We start from the raw sequence: 20,806 nt of genomic DNA, 5'->3' as shown, positions 1-20,806 counted from the left end.
GGTCTGGGGTCGTCTGCGCATATTGGCGCAGTGAACGAGGTCGTCATCGAATCGGCGGGCACGCTGCACGGACAACTGCAGCGGGGCCTGGGCAGGGCCGCGCGGCGGGCGGCCGCGACCACCGGCGTCGCGGAGCTGGTCTTCGACTGCATCCGGCGGGATCCCCGCTGGGACCGGCAGGTGGAGTCGCGCGCCCTGTACTACGCGCGGCTGGTGGTCGACCTCGAGCTGCCGGTCGGGCCGATCGCCGAGCACCTGCGGGAGCCGGCCGGCGGCGACGAGTGGCACGGACGGCTGGCGGTGGACGTGCTGGCGGATCTGGTCCGGCTGAGCCGGCGGGAGGCGGCCGGGCCGCTGCGCGAGTGCGCCGAGGACGGCGAGCAGTGGTTCGAGGCGGTGGACGCGCTGGTCGGGCTGCGCGACCCCGAGCTGGCCGAGGGCCTGGACGGGCTGGTCGTGGCCCGCTGCGACGACGGGGACCTCGACTGGCTGGTCGCCGATCCGGACAATCCGGTGCTGCGGGCCTGGGCGGGCCGACGGCCGCAGATCGCCGCCGCGCTGGGGCGGCGGCGGCCGGGCGGCGGCACGGGCGTCCCCCGGCCCCGGCGGCAGGGCCGTACGGGCGGTGATCGTTCGGCGAGTTCGGAGTCGGAGCTGTTGGATCTGGCGCGGCGCCCCGACGACGACGGCGCGGTGGCCGCCATCTTCGAGCTGGGGAGGCGACGGACCCCGGCGCTGCTCGACCTGGCGGAGGAATTGCTGCCGCAGAGCGACGGACGGTGGGGCGGCGCGTTGTGCAGGGCGCTTCGGGAGTACGGGTCCGAGGCGCTGCCCAGGGCGCGGGCCTGGGCGCGGGCCCACGCGGGCTGCGAGGCCCTGGCCCTGTGCATACTGTCGCGTCACGGCACCCATCAGGACATTCCGATCCTCATGGGGGAGCTCGAAGCCGCCGTCACCCGCGAGGCGTGGGGGGCCGCGGCCTCGCCCGTGGAGGGCCTGGGCAGGCTCCGCGCCGGTGAGGCCGTGCCGCTGCTGAAGAAGACCTGGACCGACTCGTCGTATTCGTATCTGAGACCGCGCGTGCTGACCGCTCTCACCCGCACCGCACCGCACACCGCCGAGACCTACGCCGTCGAGGCCCTGTGGGACTGCGAGGACGACACCCGCCGGGTGGCGGTGTCCTCGGCTCCGTTCACCGACGACACCCGGCTGCGGTTCCATCGGCTGCACTCCGACCCGGCCGAGGAGCCGCAGGTCCGCGCCGCCGCGTCCGACCGGCTGATGTTCTGAATCCTCCTCCCGACCGTGCGTCGGGTGGCACCTTCGTGGTATCCGGGCCGGTGGGATGTCCCCCCGGAGAGGGGCGCCCGGCGGGTGCGAGGCCCCGTAGACTCTGCGGCATGATCCTTCCCCTGCGTCGTCTGATCGCCGTGGTCCCCCTCGTTCTGCTGCCCCTCGGCACGGTCGCCGCGTGCGGCGGCGAGGGCACCTCGACGGACTGCTCCATCAACGCCTGCACGGTGACGTTCGACCGGGGCGTCGACGCCAACGCCTCGATCCTCGGCGTCAAGGCCGAGCTGGTGAACGTCCAGGGCAACAACGTGACCCTGAAGGTGGCCGGTCAGCAGGTCACCGTTCCGGTCGACGGGCAGCAGCAGGTCGAGGGCTTCAGCGTCTCGATCCAGTCCGTCACGCAGGACAAGGTGGTCGTCAAGATCGCCCAGGGCGGCTGATCCGACCGCCGTGCGAGTGTTCGACGCGGTCGAGCGGCGGGCCCGGCTGGCGGTGCGCCACCGGCTCGCCCCGGCGGTGCGGAGCGACGACGTCCCCACGATCGCCGGCGCGGTCGTGGCGCTGCACGCCACGGACCCGGCGACGGTGTTCCTGTCGGTGGCGGCGCGGACCGTCGCGGGCACGTCGGCGGACGTGGAGCGGGCGCTGTACGACGACCGTTCCGTGCTGCGGATGCTGGGCATGCGCCGGACGATGTTCGTGGTGCCGGACGGGCTGGCCCCCGTGGTGCAGGCGGCCTGCACCGACGCGGTCGCGGTGCGGGAGCGCCGGAGCCTCGTCCGACAGCTCGCGGAGGCCGGCCTGGGCGACGAGCGCTGGCTCGACGAGGTGGCCGCGTCGACCCGCCGGGCGCTGGTGGAACGCCGTGAGGCCACCGCCGTGCAGCTCGCCGAGGCCGAACCCCGGCTCAAGCTGCGGTACGACCCGGCCCCCGGCAAGGCGTACTCCCGGCCCACCAACCTCACCGGTCGGGTGCTGGGCCTGCTCGCCATGGAGGGCGAGATCGTCCGGGGCCGCCCGCTGGGCTCGTGGCTCAGCGGCCAGTACCGGTGGTCGCCGGTCGAGCGGTGGCTTCCCGAGGGCATGGCCCGCCCCTCCCCCGAGGAGGCCCGGGCGGAGTTGGCGCGCCGCTGGCTGGCCGCGTACGGGCCCGCGCCGGTCGCCGACCTGAAGTGGTGGACGGGCTGGACGGCCGTCGAGGTGAAGAAGGCGCTGGCCGCGATCGGCCCCGCGGAGGTGGATCTCGGCGGCGTCACGGGCCTGCTGCTCCCGGGTGACGAGGAGCCGGTGCCCGACCCCGGCCCATGGGCCGCGCTGCTGCCCTCCCTGGACCCGACGCCGATGGGCTGGGCGGGTCGTGAGTGGTACCTGGGCGAGCACCGGGAGGCCCTGTTCGACCGCACGGGCAACATCGGGCCGACGGTCTGGTGGAACGGTCGCATCGTGGGCGGATGGGCCCAGCGCAAGGACGGCGAGATCGCGCTCCGCCTCCTGGAGGACGTGGGCGCCGACGCGGTCGCGGTGATCGAGGTCGAACGCGCCCGGATGGCCGGGTACCTCGGGGAGGTCCGGGTGACGCCCCGTTTCCGGACGCCGCTGGAGCGGGAACTGACCGGGTGACCGGCGCGCGTTAACGGTCATTAACATCGGTGGTGACGAGAGGAGCCCCCGATGCCCGCCGAGCGCCTGTTGCCCACCGAGGAGGCGGCGCAGCTCATCGAGCTGACCCGCGAGATCGCCGCCGCGGAGCTGGCCCCGCGCGCCGCCCGCGCGGAGGCCGAGGAGGACTTCCCGCGCGGGATGTTCCGGCTGTTGGGACGCTCGGGGCTGCTGGGCCTCCCGTATCCGGAGGACGCGGGCGGCGGGGGCCAGCCGTACGAGGTGTACCTCCAGGTGCTGGAGGAGATCGCGGCGGTCTGGGCGTCCGTGGCGGTCGGGGTCAGCGTCCACACGCTGGCGTGCTACCCCGTGGCCGCGTTCGGCGACGACGAGCAGCGCGAACGCCTGCCGGAGCTGCTGGGCGGCGGACTGCTGGGCGGGTACGCGCTCTCGGAGGCGCACGCCGGGTCCGACGCGGCGGCGCTGAGCACCCGGGCGGTGCGCGACGGCGACTCCTACGTGATCACCGGCACCAAGTCGTGGATCACCCACGGCGGCGAGGCCGACTTCTACGTGCTGTTCGCGCGCACCTCCGACGAGGGCTCCCGGGGCATCAGCGCCCTGCTGATCGACGGGGCCGTGGAGGGCATGTCCGCCGGGCCGCCGGAACGCAAGATGGGCCTCACCGGCTCCACGACGGCGGAGTTGCGCTTCGACGGGGCCCGGGTGCCCGTCACGCGGCGGATCGGGGCGGAGGGGCAGGGCTTCCCCATCGCGCTGTCGGCGCTGGACTCGGGGCGGCTGGGCATCGCCGCGTGCGCGGTGGGGCTGGCGCAGGGGGCGCTGGACGAGGCCGTCGCCTACGCCCGGCAGCGCGTGCAGTTCGGCCGGCCGATCATCGAGCACCAGGGGTTGGGCTTCCTGCTGGCCGACATGGCGGCGGCGGTGGAGTCGGCGCGGGCCACCTACCTGGAGGCCGCCCGCCGTCGGGATCGGGGGCTGCCGTTCGCGCGTCAGGCGTCGATCGCCAAGCTGGTGGCGACGGACGCGGCCATGCGGGTGACCACCGACGCGGTGCAGGTGCTCGGCGGCTTCGGCTACACGAGGGACTTCCCGGTCGAGCGGTTCCTGCGCGAGGCCAAGGTCATGCAGATCTTCGAGGGCACCAACCAGATCCAGCGGATGGTGATCGCACGGCATCTGGCGCGTTGAACGAGCTACCGTTACCAGTGAGTAGCCCGCTCGGAGGAGGACGCGCATGCCCCTCACGGAACGCCTGCCGGCCCGGCTCCCGCTCCCCCGCGGCCGTTTCCGCTACACCGTCCAACGCGACCTCCCGGTGCCGATGCCCGACGGGGTCACGCTGCTCGCCGACCGGTACGCGCCCGCCGGGATGCCGCACGCGCCGACCATCCTGGTCCGCACCCCGTACGGGCGGCGCGGGCTCCCGGCGGTGATCAACGGGCTGCCGTTCGTGCCGTTCGGGTTCCAACTGGTGGTGCAGAGCACGCGCGGCACGTTCGGGTCCGGCGGGGAGTTCGACCCGCTGGGCGGCGAGCGGGAGGACGGGCTGGCCACGGTGGAGTGGCTCACCGCGCAGCCGTGGTTCGGCGGGTCGTTCGCCACCTACGGCGCCAGCTACCTGGGGTACGCCGCCTGGGCGCTGGCGGCCGAGGCCGGACCCGCGCTGAAGGCGATGTCGGCGCAGGTCACCGCCTCCTCCTTCCGGGACGCGGCGTACGTGGGCGGGTCGTTCGCGCTGGAGACCGTCCTGATGTGGTCGGACCTGACGTCCCGGCAGGAGACCCGGCTCGGGATGATCAACGGGGCGCTGCTGTCCAAGCGGCGGGCGCGCCGGGCCGCCCGCACCGGACGCCCGCTGGCCGAGTTGGACGCGCTGGCGACCGGCGCGGCCGTGCGGTTCTACCAGGACCTGCTGGTCAACGACAAGCCCGGCGCGGACTACTGGCGGACGCGGGACTTCGCCGCCACGGTCGGGGACGTCACCGCCCCGGTCACCCTGCTCGGCGGCTGGTACGACATCTTCCTGCCCTGGCAGCTCAAGGACTACGCGGCGCTGCGCGCGGCCGGGCGGAACCCGTACCTGACCATCGGCCCCTGGTGGCACGCCGACGCCCGGCAGGGGGTGGCGTCGCTGCGGGAGTCGCTGGCCTGGTTCCGCGCCCATCTGAAGGGCGACCCCTCCGGACTGCGCGCCGATCCCGTACGGGTGTACGTCACGGGGGCCAAGCAGTGGCGCGACTACCATGACTGGCCGCCGCCCGGGATGCGGCACCGGCGTTGGCACCTGCAGCCCGGTCTCGGGCTCGATGAGAGCGGCCCGCACACGGGCGGCCCGAGCGCCTACCGGTTCGACCCCGCCGACCCGACACCCGCGCTGACGGGGCCGAGCCTGCTGGGCAGGTGCGGGCCGGCCGACCAGCGGCCGCTGGAGAGACGCCCCGACGTGCTGACGTTCACCTCGGCCCCCTTGCGCGCCGGCCTGGACGTCATCGGCCCGGTCACCGCCGAGTTGTACGTGCGCTCCGACCGCGAGCACACCGACTTCGTGGTCCGGCTGTGCGACGTCGCCCCGGACGGCACCTCGCTCAACGTGTGCGAGGGCGGGCTGCGGCTGCGGCCGGGAGACCCGCCCGCCGACGTCGACGGGGTGCGCGGGGTGACCGTCGACCTGTGGCCGACGGCCCGCCGGTTCCGCCGCGGTCACCGCCTGCGCGTCCACGTGACCAGCGGCGCGTTCCCCATGGTGGCCGCCAATCCCGGCACCGGGGACCCGCTCGGCAGCGCCGCGGTACGGGTCCCGGCGCGCCAGGAGGTGTTCCACGACCCCGATCGGCCGTCGGCGCTCCTGCTGCCCGTGGTCGAGCGCTCCGCCGAACGGACGGTCGCCGACCCCGAGGCCGAGGCCGGCTGACCGGATCAGCTCAGCCGGGTGAGCCGCTGCGTCCCGTCGCCCACCGCGAACGAGGCCATGAGCGACGACGTCGCGTCCGGCCGGGTGCGGTCGGACAGGGCGTGGTAACTCATCCGGACGCGTTCGTCGGTCACGTCGATCACGCCGTAGCCGTGGGAGTCCAGCTCCGACCAGCGGACGTGCCGGTTGGTGAGCCGGACCGCGCCCTCGGCGATCAGCGTCAGCGTCCGGGCCGGGACGCCGAGGATGTCGTCGATGTTGTCGCTGGTCACCGACGGGACCACCATCTCGGTCGCCACCGACGGCGAGACCGGGTACGTCGCGGCGGTGAGCGGCACGTCGTTGGCCCAGGAGGTGTGGATGTCGCCGGTGAGGAAGACGGTGTTCTCGATCCGGCCGCCGTGCAGATGGCCCAGCAGTTCCTGGCGGTCGGCGGTGTAGCCGTCCCACTGGTCGGAGTTCACCGCCATGCCGCCGGCCGGGAGGCCCAGCAACCTGCCCAGGGGTCCCAGCAGATAGGCCGGCACGGAGCCGAGCGCCACCGGGCTGATCATCACCGAGTTGCCGATCAGCCGCCAGGAGGTCTCGTCCGCACTGGCCGACAGCCCCGACTTCAGCCAGCTCATCTGCGCGTCGCCGGTGATGGTGCGCGACGGGTCGTCGACCGCGCCGCCGCTCGCCTGCTTGGAGCGGTAACCCCGCAGGTCGAGCAGGGTCAGCTCGGCCAGCCGGCCGAACCGCAGCCGCCGGTGGATGGTGCCGCCCGGACCGACGCGGACCGGCATCCACTCGAAGTACGCCTTGCGGGAGGCGGCCAGCCGGTTGGCGTACGGCCCCTCGGTGACCTCGTCGTGGTTGCCCGCACCGCCGGACCAGGCGTTGTTGGCGACCTCGTGGTCGTCCCAGACGATCATGAACGGGTGGCGCGCGTGCACGGCCTGCAGGTCGGGGTCGGTCTTGTAGAGCGCGTGCCGCATCCGGTAGTCGGCCAGGGAGAGGATCTCGTGCGCGGGCTCGTTCCGGCGGATCACGTCGCCGCCCGCGTCGAAGTCGCCGGTGCCGTACTCGTAGATGTAGTCGCCGAGGTGGATGACCCCGAACAGGTCGTCGCGCGCCGCCAGGTGCCGGTAGGCGGAGAAGTACCCGGCCTCCCAGTTGGAGCAGGACACCACGCCGAAGCGCAGCGCGTCGACGGACGCGGTGGCCGCCGGCGCGGTCCGGGTGCGGCCCACCGCGGACGCGTCGCCGTCCAGCACGAAGCGGTAGTGGTAGGAGGAGTCCGGTGCGAGCCCCCCGACGTCCACCTTGACCGTGTGGTCGGCGTCCGGGCCGGTACGGACGGTGCCGTGGGCCACGACATTGGAGAACGCCGCGTCGCGCGCCACCTGCCAGGCGACGTCCACGACGGGCCCCCGGCCGGAGCCGGGCGTCGCCTCGTCGGTGGGGGTCACGCGGGTCCAGAGGATGACCGCTTCGGGCAGCGGGTCGCCCGAGGCCACCCCGTGCCGGAAGTACCGGCTCGCCCCGGCGTGCGCGGGAAGCCCGCCGGCCGCCAGGAGGGCGAGCGAGGAGGCGCCCAGCGCCCCGGCGCCGCCCACGCGAAGGAACGCACGACGATCAAGAGTGGTCACAGACGCGAAAACTAGTCATCTTTCGCCGTCCCGGGAAGGCCCCACGCCGACAGTTCATCCCGCCGTCACCCGGTCCGGGGGCTTCACACCGGCTTTGAACAGGGGGAACGTAGAGGGAGGAAACGTCCGAAGGGGGAAGACTGTGAACGAGAACAAGAACTGGACGCTGACCGTCGACATCGCCGAGCAGGAACGCCACACCGAGGCCGAGGCCCGACTCACGACCGCCGCGGGCACCACCTTGACCGGCCGCGGCATCGCCCGCCGCAACCCACGCGACGCCGACGTGCCCAGCATCGGCGACGAACTGGCGGTGTCCCGGGCCCTGTCGGAACTGTCCCACGGCCTCCTCGACGCGGCCGCCCAGGAGATCAGCCAGATCGAACACCGCAGGGTACGACTCTCCCGCTAGCCCTCAGCGGACGGGGTGGCCGTGGGAGCGCAGGGTGTCCTTGACCTCGGAGATCTTGAGGTCGCCGAAGTGGAACACGCTGGCCGCCAGGACCGCGTCCGCGCCGGCGGCCACCGCCGGAGGGAAGTGGGACAGGGCGCCCGCCCCCCGCTGGCGATCACCGGGACCGTCACGGTGGCGCGGACGCGTTCCAGCATCTCCAGGTCGAAGCCGTTCTTGGTGCCGTCGGCGTCCATGGAGTTGAGGAGGATCTCGCCGACACCCAGTTCCTGGCCGCGGCGGGCCCACTCGATCGCGTCGAGGCCGGTGCCGCGACGGCCGCCGTGGGTGGTGACCTCGTAGCCGGAGTCGGTGCGGGTGTCGCCGGTGACCCGGCGGGCGTCCACCGACAGGACGATGCACTGCGAGCCGAACCGTCGGGCCGCCTCGTTGAGGAACTCCGGCCGGGCGATGGCCGCCGTGTTGATCGACACCTTGTCGGCCCCGGCGCGGAGCAGCCGGTCGACGTCCTCGACCGCGCGGATGCCGCCGCCCACGGTCAGCGGGATGAACACCTCCTCGGCCGTCCGCCGCACCACGTCGTAGGTGGTGGACCGGTCGGCGCTGGAGGCGGTGATGTCGAGGAACGTGAGTTCGTCGGCGCCCTCGGCGTCGTACCGGCGGGCCAGTTCGACCGGGTCTCCCGCGTCCCGCAGGTTCTGGAAGTTGACGCCCTTGACCACGCGGCCCGCGTCCACGTCCAGGCAGGGGATCACCCGCACCGCGACCGTCATCGTTCCCCGCTCCCCCGGTAGGCGTCGACCTCGACCTCGACCAGCATCCGCGGGTCGAGCAGCCCGGCCACGATCAGCATGCTCGCGGCGGGCCGCACGGCGGCGAAGAAGTCGCCGTGCGCGCGGCCGACCTCCGTCGCGTCGTCGGCCCGGGTGATGTACATCCGGGTCCGTACGACGTCCTGGGCGCCCAGCCCGAGCCGTTCGAGCGACGACAGCGCGATCCGGATCGCGGTGCGGGTCTGCTCGTGGGCGTCGCCCTCGTGCACGACCTCGCCGTCCACGGTGGCGGTGCAGCCGGACACCATCGCCAGGTCGCCGGCGAGCACCGCCCTGGAGTAGCCGAAGGCGTCCTCCCAGGGGCCGCCCGAGGAGATCCGTCGGATCATCCCGACACCGCCGCCAAGGCCTCTTCGAGGGTGAACTCCCCGGCGTACAGCGCCTTGCCGACGATCGCGCCCTCGACGCCGTCGCCGACCAGCCCCGCCAGCGCGCGCAGGTCGTCCAGCGACGAGACGCCGCCCGAGGCGATCACCGGCCGGTCGGTGCGGGTGCACACCTCGCGCAGCAGGTCGACGTTGGGACCGCGCAGCGTGCCGTCCTTGGTCACGTCGGTGACCACGTAGCGGGGGCAGCCGTCGTCCTCCAGCCGGGCCAGCACCTCCCACAGGTCGCCGCCCTCGCGGGTCCAGCCGCGCGCGGCGAGGGTGGTGCCGCGCACGTCCAGGCCGACCGCGATCTGCTCGCCGTACTCGGCGATGATCTTGCGGCACCACTCGGGGCTCTCCAGGGCGGCGGTGCCGATGTTGACGCGGGCGCAGCCGGTGCCGAGCGCCGCCTCCAGCGAGGCGTCGTCGCGGATGCCGCCCGACAGCTCGACCTTGACGTCCAGCCGTCCGGTCACCTCGGCCACCAGCTCGCGGTTGGAGCCCCGCCCGAACGCCGCGTCCAGGTCCACCAGATGGATCCACTCCGCCCCCGCCGACTGCCAGGCCAGCGCCGCGTCCAGCGGCGCGCCGTAGGAGGTCTCGGTGCCGGCCTCGCCCTGCACCAGGCGTACGGCCCGGCCGTCGGCGACGTCCACGGCGGGAAGGAGCGTCAAGGTCATCGTGGGTACCCGTTTCTCAGAGGGTGGACAGCCAGTTGCGGAGGAGTCGGGCCCCGGCGTCGCCGGACTTCTCCGGGTGGAACTGGGTCGCGCACAGCGCGGCGTTCTCGACGGCGGCGACGAACGGCTCGCCGTGCTCGGCCCAGGTGACGGTCGGCGGGATGAGGCGTCCCGGTGGCAGCTCCCAGCGGCGCACGGCGTAGGAGTGGACGAAGTAGAACCGGGTGTCGGCGTCCAGACCGTCGAACAGCACGGAGTCGGCCGGGGCCCGAACGGTGTTCCAACCCATGTGCGGCAGGATCGGCGCGTGCAGGCGCTCCACCGTGCCGGGCCATTCGGCGCAGCCCTCGGTGGTGACGCCGTGCTCGACACCCTTCTCGAAGAGGATCTGCATGCCCACGCAGATGCCCAGCACGGGACGGTCGCCGGCGAGCCGGCGGCCGATGATCGTCTCGCCGCGGAGGGAGCGCAGCCCCTCCATGCAGGCCGCGAACGCGCCCACGCCGGGCACGACGAGGCCGTCGGCGTTCAGCGCGGCCTCGGCGTCCGAGGTCACGGTGACGTCGGCCCCGGCACGCGCCACCGCCCGCTCGGCCGACCGCAGGTTCCCCGACCCGTAGTCGAGGACGACCACCTTGGGCCTCACAGCCGCAGCGCTCCCGCCGTGAAGGCCAGCGCGGTGAGCACCAGCAGGACCAGGGCGCCGAACTTGATCCCCTGCTTGATGAAGCTGATCACGCCCATCAACAGGAAGACCCCCACACCGAACATCGCCACGTTGAGGTAGGAGAACTCCATCGCTACAGCGCCCCCTTGGTCGACGGCACGCCGGTCACCCGGGGGTCGAGGGCCACGGCGTCGCGCAGCGCCCGGGCGAGCGCCTTGAACTGGGCCTCGACGATGTGGTGGGCGTTGCGCCCGTACGGGACGTGGACGTGCAGGGCGATCCGCGCGTGGGAGACGAACGACTCCAGGACGTGCCGGGTCATGGTGGTGTCGTACTCCGGGCCGATCATCGGGGCCATGCCCGCGGGCTCGGAGTGCACCAGGTAGGGCCGTCCGGCGATGTCCACGGTGACCTGGGCCAGGGACTCGTCCAGCGGCACGGAGGCGTCGGCGAACCGGCGGATGCCGGCCTTGTCCCCCAGGGCCTGCGCGAACGCCTGGCCGAGCGCGATCGCGGTGTCCTCGATGGTGTGGTGGCTGTCGATGTGCAGGTCGCCGGTGGTCTTGACGGTGAGGTCGAACAGCCCGTGCTTGCCGAGCTGCGCGAGCATGTGGTCGAAGAAGCCCACACCCGTCGCGACGTCCACCCGCCCGGTGCCGTCGAGGTCGATCTCGACGAGGACGGTGGTCTCCTTGGTGCCGCGCTCGACGCGACCGGTACGGCTCACTGTGCCTCCTTCAGGGCGGTCGTCAGGGCGGAGCGGAAGGTCGCCGTCTCCTCGGAGGTGCCGATGCTGACCCGCAGCCATTCGGGCGGGCCGACCTCGCGGATCAGGACGCCCTGATCCAGCACCGCCCGCCACACCCTGCGACGGTCGGCGAACGTGCCGAACAGCACGAAGTTGGCGTCGGAGTCGGCCACCCGGAGCCCCTGCGACCGCAGCCAGCCGACGAGCAGGTCGCGCTCGTGGCGCAGCGTGTCGACGGTGCCGAGCAGCTCCTCGGAGTGGGCCAGCGCGGTGCGGGCCACGGCCTGGGTGACGGCCGACAGGTGGTACGGCAGCCGCACCAGGAGCAGCGCCTCGATGACGGCCGGGTCGGCGGCGAGGTAGCCGAGGCGGGTGCCGGCCATCGCGAACGCCTTGGACATCGTGCGGGTGACGATGAGCCGCGGATGGTCGGGCAGCAGTTCCAGCGACGAGAGGGTGTCCTCGCGGCGGAACTCCCCGTACGCCTCGTCCACCACGACCATCCCGGGGGCGACCTCCAGGATCGCCTCGATGGCCTCCGGCGGCAGCGCGGTGCCGGTCGGGTTGTTGGGCGAGGTGAGGAAGACGATGTCGGGCCGGTGCGCCTCGACCGCGGCCACCGCCCGTTCCGGGTCGAGGCCGAAGTCCTCGTCGCGCTGCGCGTCGATCCACGCGGTGCCGCTGACGTGCGTGATGATCGGGTGCATCGAGTACGACGGCTCGAAGCCCAGCGCCCGCCGGCCGGGGCCGCCGAACGCCTGCAGGATCTGCTGGATGATCTCGTTGGAGCCGTTGGCCGCCCACACCCGTTCGGCGGTCAGTCCCGCGCCGGGCGTGTCCGCGTTGAGGAAGTCGGCCAGGTCGGCGCGCAGCGCGACGGCGTCGCGGTCGGGATAGCGGTTGAGCGACCCGGCCACCTCGGCGACCGCCTCGCCCAGCGCCTTCACCAGCCGCGGCGACGGCGGGTACGGGTTCTCGTTGGTGTTCAGGCGCACCGCCACGTCGAGCTGGGGCGCGCCGTAGGGCTCCCGGCCCCGCAGGTCGTCGCGGATCGGGAGGTCGTTCAGGGACGTCACTCGGGGATCCCCCAGTCGAAGCGGGCCTTCATCGCGGCTCCGTGGGCGGGCAGGTCCTCGGCCTCGGCCAGGGCGACGACCCGGGCGGTGGCCTCGGCCAGCGCGGGCTCGTCGTACTCCACGACGTGGACGCCGCGCAGGAAGGACTGCACCGACAACCCCGAGGAGTGGCAGGCGCACCCGCCGGTCGGCAGCACGTGGTTGGACCCGGCCAGGTAGTCGCCCAGCGACACGGGCGAGTGCGCGCCGATGAAGATCGCCCCGGCGTTGCGCACCCGGGCGGCCAGCTCGCGCGCGTTCGCCGTCTGGATCTCCAGGTGCTCGGCGGCGTAGGCGTTCACCACCGCCAGGCCGGCCTCCAGGTCGTCGACCAGGACGATGCCGGACTGGGGCCCGGCGAGGGCCTCGGTGATCCGGTCGGCGTGCTTGGTGCGGGCGACCTGGTCGGCCAGCTCCCGCTCGACGGCGTCGGCCAGCCCGGGGCTGTCGGTGACCAGCACGGCGGCGGCCAGCGGGTCGTGCTCGGCCTGGCTGATCAGGTCGGCGGCCACGTGGACGGGGTCGGCGGTGCCGTCGGCGAGGACGGCGATCTCGGTGGGGCCGGCCTCGGAGTCGATGCCGATGACGCCCTTGAGGTACCGCTTGGCGGCGGCCACCCAGATGTTGCCCGGCCCGGTGACCAGGTTCGCCGGCCGGCACTCGTCGGTGCCGTACGCGAACATCGCGATCGCCTGGGCCCCGCCGGCCGCGTACACCTCGTCGACGCCCAGCAGCGCGCACGCCGCCAGGATCGTCGGGTGCGGGAGGCCGCCGTGCTCGGGCTGCGGCGGGGACGTGACGGCCAGCGAGCCGACCCCGGCCTCCTGGGCGGGGACGACGTTCATCACGACGCTGGACGGGTAGACGGCCCGCCCGCCCGGCACGTACAGGCCGACGCGGTCGACCGGGATCCACCGCTCGGTGACGGTGCCGCCGGGCACGACCCGGGTGGTGACGTCGCTGCGGCGCTGGTCGCGATGGACGAGGCGGGCCCGGCGGATCGACTCCTCCAGCGCGTCGCGCACCGCGGGGTCGAGGGTCGTCAGGGCCTCGGCGACGGTCCGGGCGGGCACCCGGAGGCGGTCCAGGGTCACGCCGTCGAATCTCCGGGTGTACTCCCGGACCGCCTCCGAGCCGCGATGGCGCACGTCCTCGCAGATCGGCCGCACCTTCTCCAGGGCGGCCTCGACGTCGAGCTCGGCGCGGGGCAGCACGGAGCGCAGGTCGCCGGGCAGCGAACCGCGCAGGTCGTCACGGGAGATCACCGCCCCAGTCTACGGAGCGCCGCCCGCCGCGCGGCCACCGGTCTCAGAGAACGAGACACCCGTCCATGACCGTGACCGGGGCTTCACCATCTGAGATTTCGGGGCCTGGCAAGATCGCTACTGGGGCGTAGCCTGGGGCCGTGACCGATCGGCTGCCGTTGTTCCCGCTGGGCACCGTGCTGTTCCCCGGGCTGGTGCTGCCCCTGCACGTCTTCGAGGAGCGCTACCGGGCGCTGGTGCGGGACCTGGCGGCCGGGCCGGAGCCCCGCCGATTCGGGGTGGTCGGCATCGAGCTGGGCCACGAGGTGGGGCCCGGCGCGGCGCGGCGGCTGGCCGAGGTCGGCTGCGTGGCCGAGGTGCGCGCCGTGGAGGCCCACGACGACGGCCGGTACGACGTGGTCACCGTGGGCGGCGCCAGGTTCCGGGTCAAGGACGTGGACGACTCGCTCCCCTATCTGCGGGGCGACGTGGAGTTCCTGCCGGAGGAGCCCGGCGAGGCGCCGGGGCCGGTCGCGCTGCGGGTGGCCTGGTTGTTCGACCGGTACCGGGAGCGGCTGGCCGCGGCAGGCGCGGAGCCGACCCGGCCGGTCCGGATGCCCTCCGACCCGATCCGCCTGTCGTACCTGGTCGCCGCCGCCGTGATGCTGGACCGGAACGAGCGGCAGCGGCTCCTGGAGGCCGAGGACGCCGCCCATCGACTGCGCGCCGAGCAGGACCTGCTGGCCCGGGAGAACCGGCTGCTGCACGCCCTGCCGACCGTCCCGGCGAGCTCGTTCATCGACGGCGCCGTGCACCCGAACTGACGTGCGACGAACGATCGGTGACGGCAGACTGCCCCCATGAGCGCGGTGAAGAAGGGTGGGGGGCGGACGCCGGCGACGGTGGCGGCCACGCGGGCGAAGGTCGCGTTCACCCTGCATCCCCATGACGTGGACGCCGGGACCGACGGCTACGGGGCGGCGGTGGCCGATGCGCTCGGCGTGCCGAGGGAACGGCTGTTCAAGACCCTGGTCGCCGTGGTGGACGGCGAGCCGACGGTCGGGGTGGTGCCCGTGTCGGGGGCGTTGGACCTGAAGGCGTTGGCGGCCTCCGTCGGCGGCAAGAGGGCGCAGATGGCCGAGCCGCAGGCGGCCGAGCGGGCGACCGGTTACGTCGTCGGCGGGATCAGCCCGCTGGGGCAGCGGCGGCGGCTGCCGACCGTGGTGGACGCGTCGGCGTCAGGGTTCGACACGGTCCTTGTCTCCGCCGGGCGACGGGGTCTGCAGATCGAGCTCGCCCCCGTCGACCTGGTCGCCCTCACCGGCGCCGTCCTCGCCCCCATCGCGCGGGGCTAGCCGGGCCACCGAGGTCTCCAGCAGCCCGTACGCGACCACCGCCACCAACGGCCAGAACACCACGACGCCGGTGGCGTGCAGGTCGGCGGGACCCTCCACGGCGCGGCCGGCGGCGGCCCGCACCGACTCCTCGAACCCGCCGAGGCCGATCCGGTGGCCCGTCCACCAGGCCAGCAGGGCGGCGGCGGTCCCGCCCGTGCCCAGCCCGAGCACCAGCGGAACGTCGTTGCCGCGCCCGCCCGCCAGGTAGGCCAGCCCGCCGCAGAGCAGCCCGGCGGTCCCGGCGATCACCGCGAACCGGCCATCGCCGGCGATGAGCGCCTGGGTCTCCGGGTCGGCGAGCGCGACCCTGTCGTTCAGCAGCAGATACCGCACCGGTGGTGCGAGCGCGGCCCACAGCAGCCCCGCGGGCGGACCGAGCAGCGCCAGCGCCGCCGTCGTCACCGCCCAGATCCGCAACGCCCGCACACCCGGTCGGCCCACGCGCCGCCCCCCATCGCTCATCGGATCCTCCCCGGTACGGAAGCGTAACCGTCCCCGTTCCGGTGATCGACGGACACCGGCGAACCGCCGACCCCGCGAGGCCCCGACGGGGACTGTCCGGCACCGGCCACCGGAGATCGTTCCCGCGCCGTCGATCGCCTCGGCATCCTTGCGGGAGAGACGGAGCAAGCACCGGAGCCGACGCCGCCGCGGGCGTCATGGAGGAGCACGATGAGCGACGTCGAGGCCGCCCCGCCGGGTGTCGACCCGACCGTCCCGAGCCCCGCTCGGCTGTACGACCACTACCTGGGCGGCAAGGACAACTACGCCGCCGACCGGGAGGCCGCCGATCGCATCCGGGCGGTCGTGCCCGAGCTGGAGGCGGGGGCGTGGGCCAACCGCCGCTTCCTGCAGCGGGCGGTGCGCTGGCTGGCGGGCGAGGCGGGTGTCGCGCAGTTCATCGACATCGGGGCGGGCCTGCCGACGCAGGAGAACACCCACCAGGTCGCCCAGGCCGTCAACCCCGAGGCCCGGGTCGTCTACGCCGACATCGACCCGCTGGTGCTCGTGCACGCGCAGGCGCTGCTCACCGGCACCGGCAACACCACCGTGATCACCGCCGACTTCCGCGACCCGGACGCGCTCCTCGGGAACGAGCGGCTCCGCCGCACCATCGACTTCGGGATGCCGGTGGCGCTGCTGCTCATCGCGCTGGTGCCGTTCATCGCGGACGAGGACGACCCGGGGGGCCTGATCGCGAGGTACATGGGGGCGCTGCCGCCGGGGAGCTACCTGGCGCTGTCGCACGGGACCTTCGACGGTCGGTCACCGGAGGCGGCCGAGACGATCAAGGCAGTGTACGCGGGCGCGACGGCCAGCGCCCACTTCCGCGACCGTGCGCAGGTCACCCGACTGTTCGACGGTCTGGAGCTGGTGCCGCCGCGCGAGGGCGCCGAGCCCGCCGTCACCCACCTCGGGCAGTGGGGGACCGATGATCCGGCGCTGCACGACGCGGGTTCGCTGTGGGGATACTGCGGTGTGGCCCGGCGTCCTCGAACGTTCACGATCGGGTCCGGCGACGGGGCGGAAATCCGGGCGGAGCCCTGAGATAATGTGCCCGACATGTCTGGTCGCACCCCGACGCCGGCCGGGTTCAGTCCGGCCTTCCAGCGCCTCGGCGCAGCGCTCGCCGCGGTCGTCCTGCACCAGCAGGAGACCCTGGCGGAGTTCCTGCCACGCGAGGACTGGAACGCCGACCTGACCGCCCGCACGTATTCCAGCGGCGGCGTGACGGTGCGGGTGTCGCTGTTGGGCAGCTACGCGGTCCAGGAGCAGACCTGGCTGTGGGGGTGGGCCAACCCGCAGTTCGGCGCGGACCATCCGGCGGTGGCGCCCACGCTGGTGGTGCGGGAGCTGGGCGAGCGGCTGGGCATCCCCGAGTTCGTCACCCCCGAGGTGGACCTGTCCTGGTACGACGGCCCGGCCGGGCACGGGGGCGAGCTGGTGGCGGTGGCCGCCGGGGGCGTGCTGGGCGGGGGCGGCTACATCGGAGCGGGCTACGACGGCGGCTCGGCCTACCTGCACGTGGACGACGCGCAGGCGCCCCGGGCAAGCTGGGACCCGATCCCGGTGCCCCGGCTGGTGATGAACGCGGTCAGCCTGTTCCCGCACGATCCGCGGCTGACGCTGGCCCGGTTCCTGAGCCATCACCGGGTGCCCTACGCCGAGGGCCCCCGGACGATCGAGGCGCGGCTGCCGGGCGGCGGCTCCGCCCACGCCGCGTTCGACGGGCTCGGACGGCTGGCCGAATGGCGGACCCGGACGGCCCCGGCCCCCACCCCGTCGATCATGGAGGGGTGACCAGTCGGGCCTGGTAGGCGAACACCACCAGTTGGGCCCGGTCACGGGCGCGCAGCTTGGTCATCGCCCGGCTGACGTGGGTCTTGACGGTGACGGGGCTGATCACGAAGTGCTCGGCGATCTCGTCGTTGGACAGCCCTCCGGCGACCAGCGCCACGACTTCGCGCTCCCGGTTGGTGAGCTCGTCGAGCCCGGCCTCGGCGCGGCCGTCCAGGGGACGGGACACGAACTGGCCGATCAGCCTGCGGGTGATGGCCGGGGACAGCAGCGCGTCGCCGCGCGCCGCCACCCGGATCCCGTGGAGGAGGTCGGTGGGCTCGGTGTCCTTGACCATGAAGCCCGCGGCGCCGGCCCGCAGCGCGTCGTAGACGTACTCGTCCAGGCCGTAGTTGGTGAGGATGACCACGTGGACGCGCGCCAGCCGGGGGTCGGCGGCGATCCGGCGGGTGGCCTCGATGCCGTCGAGGCCCGGCATCTGGACGTCCATCAGGACGACGTCGGGCAGGTGCGCGGCGGCCAGTTCCGCGGCGCGCAGCCCGTCGCCGGCCTCGCCGACGACCTCCAGGTCGTCCTCGGCGTCCAGGAGCGCCCGAAAGCCGGCGCGGATCAGCGGCTGGTCGTCGGCGAGCAGCACCCGGATCACGAGGCGCCCCCGACCGGGAGCTCGGCGCGGACCGTGAAGCCGCCTTCGGGGCGGGGTTCGGCGCGCAGCCGTCCGCCGAGGGCGGCGACCCGCTCGCGCATCCCGAGCAGGCCCAGCCCGGTGCTCTCCGGCAGGCCGCCGGTGCCGAGGCCGTCGTCGTCCACCTGCACGGTCAGGGCGTCGGTCCCGTAGACGATGCGGACGGCGGCCGAGGCGGGCCCGGCGTGGCGGGTGACGTTGGTCAGGGCCTCCTGGACGATCCGGTAGGCGGCCTGGTCGACCTCGGCGGGCACCGTGCGCTCGGACCCGCTGATCGTGAGGGTGGCCGGCAGCCCGGCGGACCGGGCGCGTTGCACCAACTCCCCCAGCCGGTCCAGGCCGCTGCCGGAGGCGTCGCCGTCGCGGAGGACCTCCAACGTGGCGCGCAGCTCCCGCATGGCCTCGCTGCTGGCTTCCTGGACGGCCAGCAGCGCCTCGGGGACCTGCTCGCCGCGCTTGCGGGCCAGATGGACGGCGACGCCGGCCTGCACCTTGATGATCGAGATGCTGTGGGTGAGGGAGTCGTGCAGCTCGCGGGCGATCCGGAGGCGTTCCTCCCCCGCCCGGCGGAGCGCGGTCTCCTCGCGGGTCCGCTCGGCCTCGGCGGCGCGCCGCTCGGCCTCCTGGACGTAGTTGCCCCACTGGTGGAACGCCCCGCCGAGCGCCGCGCTGGCCACCAGCCAGCCAGCCAACAGGAAGCGGTCGTGGACGGTCTCGCGCGGGGGCAGTCCGCCCTTCACGAGCATCAGGTCGCTCACCACCAGCAGCGCCAACGCGGCGAGGGGCAGCGGAATGATCCGGCGGTGCCCGGTCTTCGCGGCGACGAACAGGGAGATCATCACGGGGACCGCCGCCCCGGTCCCGGGATAGCCCAGCAGCAGGTAGCCGAACCCGCCCACGGTCGTGCCCGCCACCGCCGCGGCGGGCGACCACCGCAGCGCCACCAGCGCCAGGGAGCCGGCGAGGAGCAGCGCGACGCCGAGGACGTCCAGCTCCGTCCGGGCCGGCGGCGCGGCCAGCGCTCCCAGCGGCTGGAGGGCCATGATGACCAGCACCGCCACGGCTCCGCGCACGATTCCGTGCCCCTGCGCCCTTCCATGACCCAAACCCATGTGACGCACCCTAAACCGGACGCGGGTGCCCGGGCGTCCGCCGCCGAGAGGAGCCGGCGGCTACTCCTCCCGCAGTACGTCCACGCCCTCTGCACTCCTCGTACCAGCGACAAGAGCCTTCCACCGTGGGACGACCCGGGCGGGGGCCGGCCGCCAGGCTCGGATCATGACGCGACGGGAGGAAGGAGCCGGTGATGATCTCGCCTTCGCATCCGCCCGCCCCGGCGGCGGCCTCGACCGAGACCGCCGACACCGAGGACGCCGCGACGCTGCGCCTGCTGGCCGGTCTGCTGCTCCCGGACTTCGGGCGCTGGTGGGGCGGCCCGCCCTGGTGGGCCGGGGACACCCCGCCGAACCCCCGACCCTGCCGATGAATCAAGGAGGATCCATGAGGAACGTCGATGACGCCGCACGGGAGCTGCGGGACGCCGGAGTCCGAACGCTGCTGCCCAGGGACCAGGACTACGAGGAGGCGCGGCTGCCGTGGCGTCGCACCACGGAGCACCGTCCCGGGCTGATCGCCGAGGCGGCGGGGCCCGCCGACGTTCGGGCGGTCGTCCGTGCGGCGGGCGCGCACGGCCTTCCCCTGACGGTGATGGCCACCGGGCACGGCGCGGTGCGGCCCTGTGACGGCGGTCTGCTGCTGCGGACCGCCGCGATGAACGGCGTCCGCGTCGATCCGGAGCGTCGTACGGTCCGGGTGGCCGCAGGGGCGTTGTGGGGCGACGTGGTCGCGGCCGCCGCGCCGTTCGGCCTGGCCCCGGTGTCGGGCAGTTCCCCCACGGTCGGCGTGGTGGGCTACACGCTCGGCGGCGGCGCGGGGTGGCTGTCGCGCCGGTACGGTTACGCGGCCGACGGGCTGATCTCGGCGGAGGTCGTGACCGCCGAGGGCGAGATCCTGACGGTCGGCGGCGATGATCATCAGGACCATCCGGATCTGCTGTGGGCCCTGCGCGGCGGGGGCGGCGCGTTCGCCCTCGTCACCGCGTTGGAGCTGCCGCTGTATCCGGTCGCCGAGGCGTACGCGGGCATGGCGGTGTTCCCGTTCGAGAACGCGGCGCGGGCGCTGGCCGTGTACCGGGACTGGGCGTGGGACGAGCCGGACCGTTCCAACACGGCGCTGATGCTGATGCGGATGCCGGACGCGCCGCACCTGCCCGAACCGCTGCGCGGCCGACCGGCGCTCGGGCTGCGGGCGTTCCACCTGGGCGACGCGGAGGAGGCGGAGGCGGTGCTGGCCCCGCTCCGCGCGGCGGCGGGGACGCCGTTGATGGACATGCTCCGCCCCATCACCTTCGCGGACACCTCCGCGCTGTTCGGCCCCCCGCCCGGGCCCTCCCGTGCCGAGGGGCGTCTGGAGCTGCTCCGCGACCTGCCGGAGGAGGCGGTCGCGGAGGTGATCGGCATCGTCGAGGACGGCGGTCCGGTCGCCGGGGTCGAGGTGCGGCATTGGGGCGGGGCGATGGACCGGCCGCCGGAGGGCGCGGGTCCCGTCGGCCACCGGGACGTCCCGTTCTCGGTGATGGTCGGTGCCGAGGCGGCGGGTCCGGAGGAGTCCGGTCCCGTCGGGGAGGCCGTGGCGAAGGCCGCCGCCCGCGTCCGCCCGTACGCCACCGGGGGCTCGTTCCTGAACTTCCTGGGCGACCCGGAGGCGACGGCGACGGCCTACACCGAGGAGGACCACCGGCGGCTGGTCGAGATCAAGAGGCGGTACGACCCGGAGGACCTGCTGTCGGGCGGCCACGACTTCCGCTGAACGGGCCGCCGCGCGGGCCCGTCCGCGCCGCCA

General features: G+C 74.0%; 23 protein-coding genes and 1 pseudogene. 12 read left to right on the top strand and 12 right to left on the bottom strand.

Features of this window, described 5'->3' with window-relative positions; all coding sequences use genetic code 11:
- The first annotated feature begins 30 nt into the window (after nucleotides 1–30).
- From DFJ69_RS25910 to DFJ69_RS25890, 5 genes are all read left to right on the top strand, one after another.
- Nucleotides 31–1,290: a hypothetical protein gene (locus DFJ69_RS25910; protein WP_116025000.1), complete on the top strand. Its 1,260-nt coding sequence runs from the start codon at nucleotides 31–33 to the stop codon at nucleotides 1,288–1,290.
- Between the two features lie 110 nt (nucleotides 1,291–1,400).
- On the top strand, nucleotides 1,401–1,733 hold the full coding sequence (locus DFJ69_RS25905; protein ID WP_116024999.1) for a hypothetical protein: 333 nt from the start codon (nucleotides 1,401–1,403) through the stop codon (nucleotides 1,731–1,733).
- Between the two features lie 10 nt (nucleotides 1,734–1,743).
- The gene (locus DFJ69_RS25900; RefSeq protein ID WP_116024998.1) at nucleotides 1,744–2,913 is read left to right on the top strand and encodes a winged helix DNA-binding domain-containing protein; all 1,170 of its coding nucleotides are present in this window, start codon (nucleotides 1,744–1,746) and stop codon (nucleotides 2,911–2,913) included.
- Nucleotides 2,914–2,964: 51 nt separating this feature from the next.
- The gene (locus DFJ69_RS25895) at nucleotides 2,965–4,104 is read left to right on the top strand and encodes an acyl-CoA dehydrogenase family protein (protein WP_116024997.1); all 1,140 of its coding nucleotides are present in this window, start codon (nucleotides 2,965–2,967) and stop codon (nucleotides 4,102–4,104) included.
- A gap of 46 nt (nucleotides 4,105–4,150) precedes the next feature.
- Complete coding sequence (locus DFJ69_RS25890; RefSeq protein WP_116024996.1) at nucleotides 4,151–5,827, top strand: CocE/NonD family hydrolase; 1,677 nt, start codon at nucleotides 4,151–4,153, stop codon at nucleotides 5,825–5,827.
- A 5-nt stretch (nucleotides 5,828–5,832) separates the two neighbouring features.
- Here DFJ69_RS25890 and DFJ69_RS25885 read toward each other — a convergent pair whose 3' ends face one another.
- The gene (locus DFJ69_RS25885; protein WP_211328750.1) at nucleotides 5,833–7,458 is read right to left on the bottom strand and encodes an alkaline phosphatase D family protein; all 1,626 of its coding nucleotides are present in this window, start codon (nucleotides 7,456–7,458) and stop codon (nucleotides 5,833–5,835) included.
- A gap of 142 nt (nucleotides 7,459–7,600) precedes the next feature.
- Between DFJ69_RS25885 and DFJ69_RS25880 the strand changes: the two genes are divergently transcribed.
- Entirely contained in the window at nucleotides 7,601–7,870 is a 270-nt protein-coding gene (locus DFJ69_RS25880) for a DUF1876 domain-containing protein (protein ID WP_116024995.1), read from the top strand.
- Nucleotides 7,871–7,873: 3 nt separating this feature from the next.
- Here DFJ69_RS25880 and hisF read toward each other — a convergent pair.
- The 8 genes and pseudogenes from hisF to hisD all read right to left on the bottom strand — a co-directional run bounded on the left by hisF (nucleotide 7,874) and on the right by hisD (nucleotide 13,546).
- A pseudogene (hisF, locus tag DFJ69_RS25875) lies at nucleotides 7,874–8,643 on the bottom strand (imidazole glycerol phosphate synthase subunit HisF).
- Entirely contained in the window at nucleotides 8,640–9,032 is a 393-nt protein-coding gene (locus DFJ69_RS25870) for a RidA family protein (RefSeq protein ID WP_116024994.1), read from the bottom strand. Before DFJ69_RS25870 ends, hisF begins: the two are co-directional and overlap by 4 nt.
- Nucleotides 9,029–9,751: a bifunctional 1-(5-phosphoribosyl)-5-((5-phosphoribosylamino)methylideneamino)imidazole-4-carboxamide isomerase/phosphoribosylanthranilate isomerase PriA gene (gene priA / locus DFJ69_RS25865; RefSeq protein ID WP_116024993.1), complete on the bottom strand. Its 723-nt coding sequence runs from the start codon at nucleotides 9,749–9,751 to the stop codon at nucleotides 9,029–9,031. Before priA ends, DFJ69_RS25870 begins: the two co-directional genes overlap by 4 nt.
- Before the next feature lie 16 nt (nucleotides 9,752–9,767).
- Nucleotides 9,768–10,397 (bottom strand): imidazole glycerol phosphate synthase subunit HisH, encoded by a 630-nt coding sequence (gene hisH / locus DFJ69_RS25860; RefSeq protein WP_116024992.1) that lies wholly within the window; start codon nucleotides 10,395–10,397, stop codon nucleotides 9,768–9,770.
- The gene (locus DFJ69_RS34485) at nucleotides 10,394–10,549 is read right to left on the bottom strand and encodes a hypothetical protein (protein ID WP_170177779.1); all 156 of its coding nucleotides are present in this window, start codon (nucleotides 10,547–10,549) and stop codon (nucleotides 10,394–10,396) included. Before DFJ69_RS34485 ends, hisH begins: the two co-directional genes overlap by 4 nt.
- A gap of 2 nt (nucleotides 10,550–10,551) precedes the next feature.
- Entirely contained in the window at nucleotides 10,552–11,145 is a 594-nt protein-coding gene (gene hisB / locus DFJ69_RS25855; protein WP_116024991.1) for an imidazoleglycerol-phosphate dehydratase HisB, read from the bottom strand.
- On the bottom strand, nucleotides 11,142–12,242 hold the full coding sequence (locus tag DFJ69_RS25850; RefSeq protein ID WP_116024990.1) for a histidinol-phosphate transaminase: 1,101 nt from the start codon (nucleotides 12,240–12,242) through the stop codon (nucleotides 11,142–11,144). Before DFJ69_RS25850 ends, hisB begins: the two co-directional genes overlap by 4 nt.
- Entirely contained in the window at nucleotides 12,239–13,546 is a 1,308-nt protein-coding gene (gene hisD / locus DFJ69_RS25845; RefSeq protein ID WP_116024989.1) for a histidinol dehydrogenase, read from the bottom strand. The genes DFJ69_RS25850 and hisD overlap by 4 nt, the downstream gene beginning before the upstream one ends.
- A gap of 140 nt (nucleotides 13,547–13,686) precedes the next feature.
- Between hisD and DFJ69_RS25840 the strand changes: the two genes are divergently transcribed.
- Both DFJ69_RS25840 and ybaK read left to right on the top strand, forming a co-directional pair.
- Nucleotides 13,687–14,349: an LON peptidase substrate-binding domain-containing protein gene (locus DFJ69_RS25840; RefSeq protein WP_116024988.1), complete on the top strand. Its 663-nt coding sequence runs from the start codon at nucleotides 13,687–13,689 to the stop codon at nucleotides 14,347–14,349.
- Nucleotides 14,350–14,385: 36 nt separating this feature from the next.
- Nucleotides 14,386–14,880: a Cys-tRNA(Pro) deacylase gene (gene ybaK / locus DFJ69_RS25835; RefSeq protein WP_116024987.1), complete on the top strand. Its 495-nt coding sequence runs from the start codon at nucleotides 14,386–14,388 to the stop codon at nucleotides 14,878–14,880.
- On the opposite strand, the gene DFJ69_RS25830 is transcribed toward ybaK, so the two are convergent.
- A complete protein-coding gene (locus DFJ69_RS25830; protein WP_245974577.1) occupies nucleotides 14,764–15,384 on the bottom strand; it encodes a hypothetical protein in 621 nt (206 codons plus the stop codon). The genes ybaK and DFJ69_RS25830 overlap by 117 nt on opposite strands.
- Nucleotides 15,385–15,594: 210 nt before the next feature.
- On the opposite strand from DFJ69_RS25830, the gene DFJ69_RS25825 reads away from it, so the two are divergent.
- Both DFJ69_RS25825 and DFJ69_RS25820 read left to right on the top strand, forming a co-directional pair.
- On the top strand, nucleotides 15,595–16,470 hold the full coding sequence (locus DFJ69_RS25825) for an SAM-dependent methyltransferase (protein ID WP_116024986.1): 876 nt from the start codon (nucleotides 15,595–15,597) through the stop codon (nucleotides 16,468–16,470).
- Nucleotides 16,471–16,485: 15 nt separating this feature from the next.
- Complete coding sequence (locus DFJ69_RS25820; protein WP_116026919.1) at nucleotides 16,486–17,223, top strand: DUF6882 domain-containing protein; 738 nt, start codon at nucleotides 16,486–16,488, stop codon at nucleotides 17,221–17,223.
- Here the strand turns inward: DFJ69_RS25820 and DFJ69_RS25815 are convergent.
- A complete protein-coding gene (locus DFJ69_RS25815) occupies nucleotides 17,210–17,866 on the bottom strand; it encodes a response regulator (protein WP_116024985.1) in 657 nt (218 codons plus the stop codon). The genes DFJ69_RS25820 and DFJ69_RS25815 overlap by 14 nt on opposite strands.
- On the bottom strand, nucleotides 17,863–19,017 hold the full coding sequence (locus DFJ69_RS25810) for a sensor histidine kinase (RefSeq protein WP_245974576.1): 1,155 nt from the start codon (nucleotides 19,015–19,017) through the stop codon (nucleotides 17,863–17,865). The genes DFJ69_RS25815 and DFJ69_RS25810 overlap by 4 nt, the downstream gene beginning before the upstream one ends.
- 194 nt (nucleotides 19,018–19,211) lie before the next feature.
- On the opposite strand from DFJ69_RS25810, the gene DFJ69_RS34480 reads away from it, so the two are divergent.
- On the top strand, nucleotides 19,212–19,391 hold the full coding sequence (locus tag DFJ69_RS34480; RefSeq protein ID WP_170177778.1) for a hypothetical protein: 180 nt from the start codon (nucleotides 19,212–19,214) through the stop codon (nucleotides 19,389–19,391).
- Nucleotides 19,392–19,405: 14 nt separating this feature from the next.
- Complete coding sequence (locus DFJ69_RS25805; RefSeq protein ID WP_170177777.1) at nucleotides 19,406–20,773, top strand: FAD-binding oxidoreductase; 1,368 nt, start codon at nucleotides 19,406–19,408, stop codon at nucleotides 20,771–20,773.
- Nucleotides 20,774–20,806: the final 33 nt, after the last annotated feature.

Source organism: Thermomonospora umbrina, assembly GCF_003386555.1.
In the GTDB taxonomy this organism is placed as follows: Bacteria; Actinomycetota; Actinomycetes; order Streptosporangiales; family Streptosporangiaceae; genus Thermomonospora; species Thermomonospora umbrina.
Note: the sequence above shows the minus strand (reverse complement) of the source record. Positions and strands in the feature narration are given on the sequence as shown.

Excerpts from the sequence above, each read along its gene's own strand:
- ybaK (WP_116024987.1), top strand. The coding sequence starts at position 14,386 with ATGAGCGCGGTGAAGAAGGGTGGGGGGCGGACGCCGGCGACGGTGGCG.
- DFJ69_RS25890 (WP_116024996.1), top strand. The coding sequence starts at position 4,151 with ATGCCCCTCACGGAACGCCTGCCGGCCCGGCTCCCGCTCCCCCGCGGC.
- DFJ69_RS25895 (WP_116024997.1), top strand. The coding sequence starts at position 2,965 with ATGCCCGCCGAGCGCCTGTTGCCCACCGAGGAGGCGGCGCAGCTCATC.
- DFJ69_RS34485 (WP_170177779.1), bottom strand. The coding sequence starts at position 10,549 with ATGGAGTTCTCCTACCTCAACGTGGCGATGTTCGGTGTGGGGGTCTTC.
- priA (WP_116024993.1), bottom strand. The coding sequence starts at position 9,751 with ATGACCTTGACGCTCCTTCCCGCCGTGGACGTCGCCGACGGCCGGGCC.
- DFJ69_RS25810 (WP_245974576.1), bottom strand. The coding sequence starts at position 19,017 with ATGGGTTTGGGTCATGGAAGGGCGCAGGGGCACGGAATCGTGCGCGGA.
- DFJ69_RS25825 (WP_116024986.1), top strand. The coding sequence starts at position 15,595 with ATGAGCGACGTCGAGGCCGCCCCGCCGGGTGTCGACCCGACCGTCCCG.
- DFJ69_RS25905 (WP_116024999.1), top strand. The coding sequence starts at position 1,401 with ATGATCCTTCCCCTGCGTCGTCTGATCGCCGTGGTCCCCCTCGTTCTG.
- DFJ69_RS25830 (WP_245974577.1), bottom strand. The coding sequence starts at position 15,384 with ATGAGCGATGGGGGGCGGCGCGTGGGCCGACCGGGTGTGCGGGCGTTG.
- DFJ69_RS25805 (WP_170177777.1), top strand. The coding sequence starts at position 19,406 with ATGAGGAACGTCGATGACGCCGCACGGGAGCTGCGGGACGCCGGAGTC.
- DFJ69_RS25870 (WP_116024994.1), bottom strand. The coding sequence starts at position 9,032 with ATGATCCGACGGATCTCCTCGGGCGGCCCCTGGGAGGACGCCTTCGGC.
- DFJ69_RS34480 (WP_170177778.1), top strand. The coding sequence starts at position 19,212 with ATGATCTCGCCTTCGCATCCGCCCGCCCCGGCGGCGGCCTCGACCGAG.
- DFJ69_RS25820 (WP_116026919.1), top strand. The coding sequence starts at position 16,486 with ATGTCTGGTCGCACCCCGACGCCGGCCGGGTTCAGTCCGGCCTTCCAG.